Genomic DNA, 12,990 nt, shown 5'->3' with positions numbered 1-12,990 from the left:
GCCAGCAACATAACGGCGACCGTCAACATTTAAGATCACCTAAAGAGGTGAACCGGGTCGCCGTTCACCCCGCACGGCGTGCGCTCAGGCCGGCGGACGTACCGGGGGTGCGGTCAGGGACTCGACCGGCCGCGCCACAGCGTCCGCCGGGGAGGTGAGCGCGTCGGGGCGGGACACGCCGCCGACGCCGGACTGCTCGGCGGCGATCTTCTCCTGGAGGCGGAGGATGCCGTGCAGCAGCGCCTCCGGCCGAGGCGGGCAGCCGGGCACGTACACGTCGACCGGGATGAGCTGGTCGACGCCCTTCGTCACCGAGTAGGAGTCCCAGTACGGGCCGCCGCAGTTGGAGCAGGCCCCGAACGAGATCACGTACTTCGGCTCGGGCATCTGGTCGTAGAGCCGCTTGACCGCCGGGGCCATCTTGTCGGTGACGGTGCCGCTGACCACCATGAGGTCGGCCTGCCGGGGCCCGTGGGCGAACGGGATGACGCCGAGCCGCATGAAGTCGTGCCGGCCCATGCTGGTCGCGATGAACTCGATGGCGCAGCAGGCCAGGCCGAAGTTGAAGACCCAGAGCGAGTAGCGGCGGCCCCAGTTCAGCACGAACCGGATCGGCTCGCCGAGCACGGCCGGCACCGGCATCTCTGGCCTCCCTCCGCTGTCCCCGAACCGACAGTCAACCACAGCGCCCGGACCGGCAACCCTCGCAACCGGTGCGGGCGTCAGGGCGTGTGACCGACGTGACCGCGTCGGCGGCACGCACACGGGGAGGACCAGATGACGGTGACGAGGGAGCCGGTGCTCGACCAGCCACCCGAGGGAACAGCGAGCCGCGCCGAGCCGGGCGAGGCCGTCGACTTCGACGGGCTCTACCACGCACACTTCCGGTCCCTGACCCTTCAGCTCACCGCCTACTGCGGGGACCTGTCCCAGGCGCAGGACATGGTGCAGGAGGCGTTCTGCCGGGCGTTCGCCCGCTGGTCCCGGGTGTCCCGCTACGACGACCCGGTGGCCTGGGTCCGCCGGGTGGCCTGGAACCTGGCCACCAGCCGGTGGCGGCGGTTACGGACGGCCCAGGCATGGCTGCACCGCCAGCGGGAGGAGTACGTGCCGGGGCCCGGCCCGGACCGGGTCGCGCTGACCGCCGCGCTGTCCGAGTTGCCGCCCCATCAGCGCCGCGCCGTGGTGCTGCACTACCTGGCCGATATGAGCGTCGCGCAGATCGCGGCGCAGGAGGACGTGCCGGAGGGCACCGTCAAGTCCTGGCTGTACCGAGGGCGGACCGCGCTGGCGGCGAAGCTCACCAGCACGAACGAGGTGAACCACAATGGCTGAGCCCGACGACATCCTGGTCGGCGGCGAGTTCGCCGGGTTCCGCGCGGCGTACGCCCCGGTGGTACACCCCGCCGGGACGGCCGCGGTCCGGCGCACGGTCCGGCACCGCCGCCGGCGGACCACGGTGGTCACCGCGGCGGCCGTGGTGCTCGCCGTGGTGATCCCGGTGGGCGCGAACGCCGCCCTGGACCGGCGGCCCGGGCCGCCCCCGGCGCCCGCGCAGACCGTCACCCCGGCTCCGTCCGAGAGCACGTCGCCGCCACCGTCGACGCCGCCGCCGAGCACGGCCAGCTCGACCCCGGCCGCTCCGGACGGGCGGATCACCCGGTCCCAGCTGCTCGCGGCCCGGCTCGACCTCGTGTCCTGGCCGGACGCACCGAAGACCTGCGTCAGCGACGACGTCCGGCTCCGGTCCGGACCGCAGAACGAATCGGTCCCGACGCTGCTCGCCGGGCCGGAGTACGCCGACCTCGACGGTGACGGCGCGACCGAGACGGTCGTCCTCGTCGCCTGCCGCTACGGCGAGGCATCGGGCAAGCAGGTGCTCGCCTTCGATCGGGACGACGACGGCCGGATCGTCACCATGGGCCGCGTCGTCGGCACACGTGAGGGCATGGGTGACATCACCGAGTTCGCGGTGCGGGACGGCGGGGAGATCCGGGCATACGTCGCCGACATCCAGCCCTGTTGCGACACGCCCGAATGGGCGCCGCAACGACAGTGGCGGACGTACTCCTGGAACGGCGAACGGTTCCGGCAGGTCGCCGGACCAACGAAGTTCGGCACCGACCCCCGTCTGACCGACCTCACGATGACCGCCCGCGACGTCGTGGCCGGGCCGCCGGACAAGAAGGGGATCCGGAAGGTCACGGTCACCGTGACGGTGGTGAATCGCGGCCCCGTGAGCGTGCGTCAGCTCGGGTTCACCGGTTGGTACGACTACACGAGACCGAACGGGTCCGCCCTGGACCGGTGCCGGAACGTGCGGCTCGACGGGGGCATCGCCTGCGTGCTGGACACCCTGTCGGTGGGCGCGAGCAGGACGTACACGTTCACGTTCGACCATCCGGCGACCGCCGAGGAGCCGCCGACGCTGCGGGTGATCCACATCGACTCGCAGGAGCGGTACTGGAAAGACCTGAACTGGAAGGACAACGCGGTCGAGCTGACCTCAGTCGGCTGACCGACAGAGTGCAACCGACCGTCCTAATTGGACGTGTGACAGGCATCGGACGGACGGAAACACCGCCGTCCGGCAACGGGGAATCACGGGAGGAACAGCAATGACCACACGTACGGCACGGATCGCCACCGCACTACTCGGTGGGGCCGCCGCACTGATCACCCTGGCCGCGCCGGCCGCCGCCGCGCCGAGCGCCGCCACCGCCGGCCGCGTCGACGTCACGGCGCAGCGGCTCGTTCTCGACCCGACCGACAGGGGGTACGTCGGGACGCTCACCGCGACGGTGACCAACCGGCGGGCGACCGCGACGTCGGTGAGCCTGGTCGTCACCGAGCCGGCGGGGGCCTCGTTCACCACGATCGAGCCCGGCGGTGGCTGCTTCTACAACCGCCTGGTGGAGAACCGGCTGGTGATCAGCTGCGGCGGCGAGCAGATCCAGGCCGGCAAGAGCCTCACCTTCCGGCTCGGGTTCCACGTCTGGACCACCGCGCGCAGCTACCCGATGGTCGCGACCGGCGGACGGATCGAGGTCGTCCCGGACGGCGCCGCGGCTTCCGACGCCACCGGCTTCACCACCGTCTTCCGCTCCACCAGCGGCAGCCTGCGCAAGCCGCGCCCGTACGTGCAGGCCGTCGACACCGACCTCAGCATCCGGGGCAGCGCGGTGACGCTGACCCCGCAGCCGGACGGCACCCTGCTCGGCCGGATGCCGGTCACCGTGCGCTACGGCAACGACGCGCCGACCTTCGCCGTCGACGTCAGCGCCGCCCTGCCCGCGGGGGTGCAGGTCGACCACATCGAGCCGCAGGACATGCCGAGCTTCCCGCACGGGTTCTCCGTGCCGGGTGACCGGTTCATGCCCGGTGAGGAGCGGACCTTCGACGTCTTCCTCAACGCGCCCGCCGGCACCGCGGCCGGCGAGCTGGGCATCGGCACCTTCACCCTGAAGGGGAACTACTTCTACGGGGCCGACGACCCGCAGGACGTGGACCCGTCGGACAACACCACGTCGTTCACGGTGACCGCGGCCGCCGCGAGCTGACAGTCGCCCGCCCGGCCGGCGCCCACGCGCCGGCCGGGCGTCGCCGTGTCACCAGGCCGGGCGCTGGAGCAACCCGACGAACTCGGCGAGCAGCCGTTCCCGCAGCCGCGCCGGGGCGGCGTCGAGCAGCGTGTTCACCACCGCCATCCGGTCCGGCACCCCGGCGCCGCCGGCCAGGCCGAGCCCGTCGGCCAGGCCGGCCACCAGCTCGGGGGTGAGCGCCTCCGGCGCGAGGCTGCCGGCCAGCGCCAGCAGTTCCGGCGGCAGCACCACCGGCCCGGCGGCGCGGGCCGCCGCGACCGCCTCGGCCAGCGCCGGCCCGAACTCGGCCACCCGGGGCGCCACCGCCGCGGTCACCGTGAGGTGGACACTGGCCGGCAGATCGGCGTACGTGAGCTGGGGCTGGGTGTGCCAGCCACGCGCGGTCAGCTCGTCCACGAGCACGAACAGGTCGAGCCCCGCATCGTCGCTGGTGAAGCAGACCACTGTGGTCTCCGGTTCGGCCATCAGCCGCAGCCCGGCGGTGGCCCGTACCGCGTCGGCCAGCCCGGCGACCGCGTCCCGGGTCGCGGCGGCCAGCCGCAGGTAGCCGTCCTCGCCGAGGTGGCGGAGTGTGGCGTACGCGGCGGCGATCGGCCCGCCGGACCGGGTCGAGGCGATCACCGGGTTGACCATCGTGTAGCCGGGCCAGTCCGCGTACGCGAAGAACTGCGGGGCGCGCAGCGCCGCATCGCGGTGCAGCAGCACCGAGACGCCCTTCGGCGCGTACGCGTACTTGTGCAGGTCGACCGAGATCGACGTGACCCCCGGTACGGCGAAGTCGAACGGCGGCACCGGCGCGCCGAGCCGGCGCAGCCAGGGCAGCGCCCAGCCGCCGAAGCAGGCGTCCACGTGACACCGCACCCCGGCGGCCTGCGCGACGGCCGCGATCTCCGCGACCGGGTCGACCACCCCGTGGGCGTACGACGGGGCGGACGCCACCACCAGCACGGTCTCCGGGCGGATCGCGGCGGCCACGGCTGCCGCGTCCGGGCGCAACGTCACCGGGTCGACCGGCACGGTGTCCAGCGCGACCCGCAGGTAGTGCGCCGCCTTGGCGAACGCGGCGTGCGCGCTCGCCGGCGCCACGATCCGCGGCTCGGTCAGGTCGGGTCGGGCGTCCCGGGCCGCCTTGACGGCGAGCAGCAGCGACTCGGTGCCGCCGCTGGTGACGCTGCCGACCACGTCCGGCGCGCCGGTGCCGGGGCCGCCGCCGAGCAGCCGGGCGGCGGCACCGACGAGCGCGTTCTCCATCGCCAGCAGCGACGGGAACGCGGTCGGGTCGAGCCCGTTCACGTGTGCGCTCTCCGCGTACGCGGCCTGCGCCAGCGCGTCCAGCCCGGCCACGCCGGGGTCGTAGACGTAGGCGAACAGCCGCCCGCCGTGCGTCGGACGGTCGGCGGCCCGCAGCGCACGGATCTCGTCGAGCACGTCCGCCGCGGGCATCCCCCGCGCGGGCAGCACGCTCACGTCTGCCGTGTCGGTCATCGGGTGGTTCCTCTCGTCGCTGGTCCGGCGCTCATGCCCGCGCGGCCGGCGTGGCGCCCTCGGGCGCGGTGGCCCCGAGGGCGGTGGCCAGCTGGGCCGGGGTCAATGTGTAGCCGCGCAGCAGCACCAGCGGGATCGCCACGAGCAGGGCGGGCAGCACGGTGAAGCCGAGCAGCACGCCCAGCCGTGCCGAGTCGGACTGGACGGCGGCGGTACCGGTCGACGAGGAGACGTAGCCGGAGAGCTGGAGCACCAGGCCGTAGACGCCCGGCCCCAGCGCCAGCCCGAACGTCTCCCCGGCGGTCCACAGCCCGGTGAACACCCCGGCCTGCCGCCGTCCGGTGCGCGCGGTGTCGTACGCGATGCAGTCCGGCAGCATGGCCAGCGCGAAGACCTGCTGGCCGGCGTACCCGACGCCGATCACCGCGACCACCGCGTAGGCCGCGGCGGCGGGCAGGGCGGGCGCGGCGACCAGGGCCAGCGCGCCGACCGCGAAGATCAGCGACGCGGCGACCAGCGACGTCCGCTTGCCCAGCCGGGCACCGGCCCGGGACCAGAGCGGCATGACCAGCAGCGCGGGCGCGACGAAACACGCGAACAGCAGCGTCGGGCCGCTGTCCGGCTCGCGCAGCACCTGGTCGGCGAAGTACTTCACCCCGGCCAGCACGGTGGCCACCCCGGCGGACTGGATCACGAAGCAGATCAGCAGCACCCGGAACGGCCGGTTGCCGGTGGCGACCGCGAGCTGGGCGCGCAGGCTCGGCTCGCTCTCCCCCACCGTGCCGGTCGGCGCGGACCGGGTGCCGAGGAAGACGCCGACGGTGCCGGCGACGATGAGCGCGGCGACGAACAGGCCCATCCACCGGTGGCCGGGCACGCCCTCGCCGCCGGCGGTCACCACCGCCGGGGCCACCGCGCCGGAGACCAGGATGGCCAGCGCCAGCACCGCGATCCGCCAGGTCATCATCCGGGTACGCTCCGCCGGATCGGCGGTCAGCTCGGCCGGCATGGCCACGTACGGCACCTGGAAGAACGCGAACGCGGTGGCGGTCGCCAGGAACGCCAGCGCCACGTACGCGGCGGCGGCCGGACCGTCGGCGAACGGCGCGGCGAAGATCGAGGCGAACAGCACGGCGAGCGCCAGCCCGCCACCGAGCAGGTACGGCCGGCGCGCGCCCCAGCGGGACCGGGTCCGGTCGGAGATCCGCCCGGCGACCGGGTTGACCAGCACGTCCCACGCCTTCGGCAGCAGCACCAGCAGCGCGGCCAGCCCGGCGGCGACGCCGAGCGTGTCGGTGAGGTACGGCAGCAGGAGCAGCCCGGGCACGGTGCCGAAGGCGCCGGTGACCAGGGAACCCAGCGCGTACCCGAGGTGCACCCGGCGGGGCAGGGCCGAGACCGTCATGGAGCCGAATGCTACTCACGTTATGGCCCGCGTCACATCCCCTCCGGGGACCAGGACGCCGCCGCCAGGTCCACCCGGTCGCCGCGCAGCGGGCACCCCTCGGCGAGCAGCCGTTCCCGGGCCTTGCGCTCGTGGCCCGGCGGCAGCCGCCCCGCCGCGTTCACCACCCGGTGCCAGGGCACCCCGCCCCCGTGCCGCGCCATGATCGAGCCGACCAGCCGTGGCGACGCCCGCCCCGAGCGGTCGGCGAGCGCGTCGGCCACCGCTCCGTACGACATCGCCCGCCCCGGCGGAATCCGCTCGACGAGCGCCAGCACCGCCTCGACGTACTCGTCAGGTGTCACGAGCTGCCACGATATGGGAACGCGCCGCGGCGCGGCAGACCGCAGCGCGCAGAATGGTCGGGTGCGTGAAGCAGTCACCTCGGCCCGGCGGATCGTGGTCAAGATCGGTTCGTCCTCGCTGACCACCGCGACGGGCGGCCTCGACGACGCCCGGGTCGACGCGCTCGTCGACACGCTCGGCGGGCTGGCCGCCGCCGGACGCGAGGTGGTGCTGGTCTCCTCCGGCGCGATCGCCGCCGGGCTCGCCCCGCTGCGGCTGCCCCGGCGCCCGCGTGACCTGGCCACCCAGCAGGCCGCCGCCAGCGTCGGCCAGGGCCTGCTGATCGGCCGGTACGCCGCCGCGTTCGCCCGGCACGGCCGCACCGTCGGGCAGGTGCTGCTCACCGTGGACGACGTGACCCGGCGGGCGCACTACCGCAACGCGTACCGGACGCTGCGCAAGCTGCTCGACCTGCGCGCCGTGCCGATCGTCAACGAGAACGACACGGTGGCCACCGAGGAGATCCGGTTCGGCGACAACGACCGCCTCGCCGCGCTCGTGGCCGCGCTCGTCGATGCCGACCTGCTGGTGCTGCTCTCCGACGTCGACGCGCTCTGGACCGGTGATCCCTCCCGGCCGGGCAGCACCCGGATCACCGAGGTGCACGGCGAGGGCGACCTGGCGGGCGTGGACGTCGGCGGGGCCGGCCGCGCCGGGGTGGGCACCGGCGGCATGGTGACGAAGGTCGAGGCGGCCCGGATCGCCACCGGCTTCGGCATCCCGGTGGTGCTCACCGCCGCGCCGCTGGCCGCGTCGGCGCTGGCCGGGGAGCCGGTCGGCACGTACTTCCACCCGAGCAGCCGCCGTCCCGCCGCCCGTCTGTTCTGGCTGGCGCACGCCACCGCCCCCCGCGGCCGGCTGCACCTCGACCCCGGCGCGGTGCAGGCGGTGGTCGGCCGCCGCAAGTCGCTGCTGCCCGCCGGCATCACCGCAGTCGACGGCGCGTTCACCGCCGGTGACCCGGTGGACCTGGTCGACAGCGCCGGCGCGCCGGTGGCCCGGGGCCTGGTCAACTACGACGCGGTGGAGCTGCCCGGCCTGCTCGGCCGGTCCACCTCCGAACTCGCCGCGGCGCTCGGCCCGGCGTACGAACGTGAGGTCGTCCACCGCGACGACCTGGTCCTGCTGTAAGCAAGGGCCCCTCCTTAAAACACCTCCGAAGGAGTACGCACCATGAGCGTCGTCGAGCAGGCCCGGCGAGCCCGGGACGCGGCGGAAGCCCTGGCCACGGCCACCCGTACCGTCAAGGACGCCGCGCTGCACGCGATGGCCGACGCGCTCGTGGCGCGTACCCCGGAGATCCTGACGGCGAACGCGGCGGACCTGGCGGCCGGGCGCGACGCCGGGCTGTCCGCGGCCGTGCTCGACCGGCTCGCGCTCGACGAGGGCCGGGTGGCCGCCATCGCCGACGCGCTGCGCCAGATGGCCGCGCTGCCCGACCCGGTCGGTGAGGTGGTACGCGGCTCGACCCTGCCCAACGGCCTGGAACTGCGCCAGATCCGGGTGCCGTTCGGGGTGGTCGGCATCGTCTACGAGGGCCGGCCGAACGTGACAGTCGACGCCGCCGGGATCTGCCTGAAGTCCGGCAACGCGGCGCTGCTGCGCGGCTCCTCGTCGGCCGCGCACTCGAACGCGGCGCTGGTGGCGGTGCTGCGCGACGCGGTCGCCGGCGCCGGGCTGCCGGCGGACGCGGTGCAGCTGCTCGACTCCAGCACCCGCGACTCGGTGAAGGAGCTGATGCGCGCCCGCGGCCTGGTCGACGTGCTGATCCCGCGCGGCGGCGCGTCACTGATCCGCGCCGTGGTGGAGGAGTCCACGGTGCCGGTGATCGAGACCGGCGTGGGCAACTGCCACGTGTACGTGGACGCCGCCGCCGACCTCGGCAAGGCCCTGGCGGTCACGCTGAACGCCAAGACGCAGCGCCTGTCCACCTGCAACACGGCCGAGTCGCTGCTGGTGCACCGCGACGTCGCGGACGCGTTCCTGCCGGCCGTGCTGGCCGCGTTCGCCGACGCCGGGGTGACAGTGCACGGCACGCCCGAGGTCGCCGCCCATTCCGCCGCAGTGGTCCCGGCCACCGAGGAGGACTTCGGCACCGAGTACCTCTCCGCCGACATCTCCGTCGCCGTGGTCGACTCGCTCGACGCGGCGGTCGCGCACATCCGCCGGTACGGCACCGGCCACACCGAGGCGATCGTCACCGACTCGCAGCGGGCGGCCCGGGAGTTCGTGGCCCGGGTGGACGCCGCAGCGGTCATGGTCAACGCGTCCACCCGCTTCACCGACGGCGGCGAGTTCGGCTTCGGCGCGGAGATCGGCATCTCGACGCAGAAGCTGCACGCCCGCGGCCCGATGGGTCTGCCGGAGCTGACCAGCACCAAGTATGTGGTCACCGGGGACGGTCACGTGCGCTGATCGATCCGGTGCCGGCCCCGATCTCGCCTGGCGGTGGGGCGCCACGTCGGCGTCCCGCTGCCTCCGATGCCGCCACCTCGCCGAACTGGCGTTGATCAACGTGCTGGAAGCTAGGCGATCTGGAGTGGATCACCGTCGGCCGATGGCGGTATGGCGAGCGGAGGCAGCCCCGGCGACGCCGGGGCGGCGGACGGCGGGTCCGGCGCTGACGGCGCGGTGGGCCCGGTGCTCTCGTCGGGGAGCAGGTCGGGCGCGACGATCCAGGCGGACCACGGCCCCTGCCCGCCGTCCGGACCGGCCGACGACGCGGGCGCGATCCGCGGCCCGGTCGACAACGCGCCCCCCGACCCAGCCGACGGCTCGGGTCCGAGGCGGTGCGGCGGCTCGGGATCGGGAGCCGGGGCGGGCGGCGCAGGCGCGGAAGAGGGCGGCGCAGTCGCAGGCGGCGGTGCGGGGAGCCGGCGCGGGCGTGGGGCCGGCACGGCCGGCGGCGCGGACAGTTCGGCGGTCTGCGGCGCCACGAACGGCGCTCCGGACACCGGGGCCTCCGGCGCGTGCGGGCGGCACGCGCGGATCGCCCGCAGCGTGGTGTGCACGTCGAACTGGTGACCGTCGTCGCTGTCCCAGCCACCGTCGCTGCGCTGGGTCTCGGCGAGCCGCCGGCGCGCCGAGACCAGCAGCCACTGCTCCTCGCCCACGTCGGCCCGGCGCAGCGTGGCGGCGAGCCAGGCCACGTCGGCCGGGGACATCCCGGGGATCCGGTCGGCCAGCACCGCCTGGATGCGCGCCGACTCGTAGTACATCCGCTGGCGGTGCAGCACCGCGGCGGCCAGCCAGCCGGCGGGCAGGAAGGACGGCCAGCTTCCGTCCGGCGCGAGCTGCGCGGCCAGCGCCTGCGCCGCCGCCTGCACCACACCGGCGTACGCGCCGCCGACCCGGTGGTCCAGCGGCCCGGCGGCGCGGGCGTCCAGCCCGGCCACCGTCAGCCAGAACCCCGCGTTCGCGGTCTGGTAGAGCCGGGCCTCGGGATCGCCGGGCGTGGCCCACTCGGGGGCGAGCCCGGCCAGCGACGGGTCCTCGTCCCAGCCGCCGTCGGGCAGTTGCCGGGCGGCCAGCCAGTCCAGCGCGTGCCGGGCGGCCGGGCGGCCCAGCGCGCCGAGGTCGTCCAGCTCAGCGAGGCGGAAGCAGGTCGCGTCGATCGAGGCGACCTCGCCGTCGAGGACGGCGGGCCAGCCGCCGCCGGGCGCCTGCCCGGTCTCGGCGGCGTCGAGCACGCCGGAGGGCACCGGAGCGCCGGTACGCAACCGGGAGAGGCGGGCGCGGTCCACCGCGTCACCGTGAGCGACGACGAATCCGATCGCCGCGTCCAAGTCCACCACGGCACTGACGGTACTGGTGCGGCCGGGGTTACGCCTCGGTAGCTCGGCCAGGACCGCCCCGGCCCACCGGCCGCCGCCGGGTCACGAGACCCGGCGTATGCCCACGCCAGGAGCCCTCGGAAAGCACGACGGGCCCACCCGGGAACACCGGGCGGGCCCATCGACACGACTCAGTACGCGGGCAGCGACGGGTCGACCTGCTTGACCCAGGAGAGCACGCCGCCCTGGAGGTGCACCGCGTCGCCGAAGCCGGCCGCCTTCAGCGCGGCCAGTGCCTCGGCGGACCGGACGCCGGACTTGCAGTGCAGCACGATCTGCCGGTCCTGCGGGAACTTCGCCAGCGCCTCGCCGGACAGGATCTCGCCCTTGGGGATGAGCGTCGAGCCGGGGATCCGGACGATCTCGTACTCGGCGGGCTCGCGCACGTCGACCAGGAAGATGTCCTTGCCCGAGTCCTGCCAGTCCTTCAGCTCCAGCGCCGTGATGGTCGAGTCGACCACCGCCTCCTGGGCCTCCTCGGAGACCGCGCCGCAGAAGTCCTCGTAGTCCTCCATCAGGTCGGTGAGGGTCGGGTTCTCGCCGCAGAGCACGCAGTTCGGGTCCTTGCGGACCTTGATCTTGCGGTAGCTCATCTCCAGGGCGTCGTAGACCATCAGCCGGCCGACGAGCGGCTCACCGATGCCGGCGAGCAGCTTGATCGCCTCGTTGACCTGGATCGACCCGATCGAGGCGCAGAGCACGCCGAGCACGCCGCCCTCGGCGCAGGAGGGGACCATGCCGGGCGGCGGGGGCTCCGGGTAGAGGCAGCGGTAGCAGGGGCCGTGCTCGGCCCAGAACACCGACGCCTGGCCGTCGAAGCGGTAGATCGAACCCCAGACGTACGGCTTGCCGAGCAGCACGGCCGCGTCGTTGACCATGTAGCGGGTGGCGAAGTTGTCGGTGCCGTCGACGATCAGGTCGTACCGGGAGAAGATGTCCCGGACGTTCTCCCGGTCCAGCGCGGTGTTGTGGATCTCCACGTTGACCAGCGGGTTGATCTCGCGGATCGACGCCGCGGCGGACTCGGCCTTGGACCGGCCCACGTCGGAGACGCCGTGGATGACCTGGCGCTGGAGGTTCGACTCGTCGACGGTGTCGAAGTCGATGATGCCGAGCGTGCCGACACCGGCCGCGGCCAGGTAGAGCAACGCGGGTGAGCCGAGGCCACCGGCGCCCACACAGAGCACCCGGGCGTTCTTCAGCCGCTTCTGCCCCTCGACCCCGACGTCCGGGATGATCAGGTGGCGTGAGTAGCGGCGGATCTCGTCTACGGTCAGCTCGGCGGCGGGTTCGACGAGCGGGGGCAACGACACGGTGGACTCCCCGGGATCGGCGGTGTGACCGCGCCATTGTCGCTCGCCGGAGCGGGGATCGGCCATGATGAGGGACACTGCGCCCGAACTGCGGGACCGGGAATAACTCAGACGCCGTCGATGGGCTCGCCGGAGTACCGGACCCCGCCGACGTACGGCCAGGCGTTCGGCACGCAGCCGTCCAGCCCGTACGTCTGCTGCTGCATGACCGGCGCGGGCGCCCCCGGCGCGGGGCACGCCTGGTGCAGTTCGCCGAACTCGTGTCCGACCTCGTGGTTGATCACGTACGTCCGGTAGACCCCGATCGGGGCGCCGTAGTCGGGCACCGCCGTCATCCAGCGGGCCAGGTTGAGCACGACCCGGCCGGGCAGCCGGCAGGAGGTGTACCGGTCGGTGCGCAGGCCGCCCTCGGCGCACATCCGCTCGGAGGTGACCGGGGTGGCGAGGTAGACGGTGAAGTCGGCCGCCGCCGCCTCGGGCACCCGCTGCACCCGCAGCTCCCCAGAGGCGATCCAGCTCCGCGGGTCGCCCAGCACCGCGTCCACGGTGGCGGCGAAGCCGTCGGCGTCCTGCCCCGTACCCTGCTCGACCTCGATCCGGTAGCGGCGCAGCGGGCCCTCGTGTCCGCGTACCGGAGATCGGCCCTGGGCCACCGCGAACGTGCCGGGGCCGGCGGTGGGGTAGCCGGTCGGCGTCGCGGCCGGGACGTCCGGCTCGGCACCGCGCGCCAGCGACGGTTCGGCGGCGAGCGGCGCCTGGGCGCTGTCGGCCGGCGGGGCGCTCAGCCGGGTGATGCCCATCGCGCCGCTGACGGCCGCGAGCAGCATCGCCAGCAGCAGCACCGAGCGGCGACGGCGACGGCGCATCCGGCGCAGGGTGGGACGCTCGGGCGGCGGCGCGGCAGGTCTGTCGTAGGGGTACGACGAGGTCATGACCTCAGCGTGCCATGCAATTCGGGCATTTAGCTG

General features: G+C 74.2%; 11 protein-coding genes and 1 pseudogene. 5 read left to right on the top strand and 7 right to left on the bottom strand.

Annotation, left to right across the window (positions count from 1 at the left end):
* Nucleotides 1-84 precede the first annotated feature (84 nt).
* Nucleotides 85-642: an NADH-quinone oxidoreductase subunit B gene (locus ACFYON_RS06250; RefSeq protein ID WP_387320621.1), complete on the bottom strand. Its 558-nt coding sequence runs from the start codon at nt 640-642 to the stop codon at nt 85-87.
* Between the two features lie 135 nt (nt 643-777).
* On the opposite strand from ACFYON_RS06250, the gene ACFYON_RS06245 reads away from it, so the two are divergent.
* From ACFYON_RS06245 to ACFYON_RS06235, 3 genes are all read left to right on the top strand, one after another.
* Nucleotides 778-1,335, top strand: coding sequence for a SigE family RNA polymerase sigma factor (locus tag ACFYON_RS06245; protein WP_354874291.1), 558 nt, complete (start codon nt 778-780; stop codon nt 1,333-1,335).
* Entirely contained in the window at nt 1,328-2,518 is a 1,191-nt protein-coding gene (locus ACFYON_RS06240) for a hypothetical protein (protein ID WP_354874289.1), read from the top strand. Before ACFYON_RS06245 ends, ACFYON_RS06240 begins: the two co-directional genes overlap by 8 nt.
* A 100-nt stretch (nt 2,519-2,618) precedes the next feature.
* A complete protein-coding gene (locus ACFYON_RS06235; RefSeq protein WP_354874287.1) occupies nt 2,619-3,560 on the top strand; it encodes a hypothetical protein in 942 nt (313 codons plus the stop codon).
* A gap of 48 nt (nt 3,561-3,608) precedes the next feature.
* Here the strand turns inward: ACFYON_RS06235 and ACFYON_RS06230 are convergent, their stop codons facing one another.
* From ACFYON_RS06230 to ACFYON_RS06220, 3 genes are read right to left on the bottom strand one after another with little or no spacing between them, the layout of a single operon-like run.
* On the bottom strand, nt 3,609-5,087 hold the full coding sequence (locus ACFYON_RS06230; protein ID WP_354874285.1) for an aminotransferase class V-fold PLP-dependent enzyme: 1,479 nt from the start codon (nt 5,085-5,087) through the stop codon (nt 3,609-3,611).
* A gap of 31 nt (nt 5,088-5,118) precedes the next feature.
* Complete coding sequence (locus ACFYON_RS06225) at nt 5,119-6,492, bottom strand: MFS transporter (protein WP_354874283.1); 1,374 nt, start codon at nt 6,490-6,492, stop codon at nt 5,119-5,121.
* A gap of 32 nt (nt 6,493-6,524) precedes the next feature.
* Complete coding sequence (locus ACFYON_RS06220; RefSeq protein ID WP_354874281.1) at nt 6,525-6,836, bottom strand: MGMT family protein; 312 nt, start codon at nt 6,834-6,836, stop codon at nt 6,525-6,527.
* 13 nt (nt 6,837-6,849) lie between these two features.
* On the opposite strand from ACFYON_RS06220, the gene proB reads away from it, so the two are divergent.
* On the top strand, nt 6,850-8,007 hold the full coding sequence (gene proB / locus ACFYON_RS06215; RefSeq protein ID WP_354874279.1) for a glutamate 5-kinase: 1,158 nt from the start codon (nt 6,850-6,852) through the stop codon (nt 8,005-8,007).
* A 42-nt stretch (nt 8,008-8,049) separates the two neighbouring features.
* Nucleotides 8,050-9,291, top strand: a complete 1,242-nt coding sequence (locus ACFYON_RS06210; RefSeq protein ID WP_354874277.1) for a glutamate-5-semialdehyde dehydrogenase — start codon at nt 8,050-8,052, stop codon at nt 9,289-9,291.
* Between the two features lie 560 nt (nt 9,292-9,851).
* Here ACFYON_RS06210 and ACFYON_RS06205 read toward each other — a convergent pair.
* The 3 genes and pseudogenes from ACFYON_RS06205 to ACFYON_RS06195 all read right to left on the bottom strand — a co-directional run.
* Nucleotides 9,852-10,721, bottom strand: a pseudogene (locus tag ACFYON_RS06205) (hypothetical protein); the annotation flags it as partial.
* 119 nt (nt 10,722-10,840) lie between these two features.
* Complete coding sequence (moeZ, locus tag ACFYON_RS06200) at nt 10,841-12,088, bottom strand: adenylyltransferase/sulfurtransferase MoeZ (RefSeq protein WP_354874275.1); 1,248 nt, start codon at nt 12,086-12,088, stop codon at nt 10,841-10,843.
* A 41-nt stretch (nt 12,089-12,129) separates the two neighbouring features.
* Entirely contained in the window at nt 12,130-12,954 is an 825-nt protein-coding gene (locus ACFYON_RS06195; RefSeq protein ID WP_354874273.1) for a DUF3152 domain-containing protein, read from the bottom strand.
* Between the last annotated feature and the right edge of the window lie 36 nt (nt 12,955-12,990).

The organism is Micromonospora sp. NPDC005686 (assembly GCF_042871665.1).
Classification (GTDB): Bacteria; Actinomycetota; Actinomycetes; order Mycobacteriales; family Micromonosporaceae; genus Micromonospora.
The sequence above is the reverse complement of the archived record's forward strand: the minus strand, read 5'-3'. Positions and strand labels throughout refer to the sequence as shown.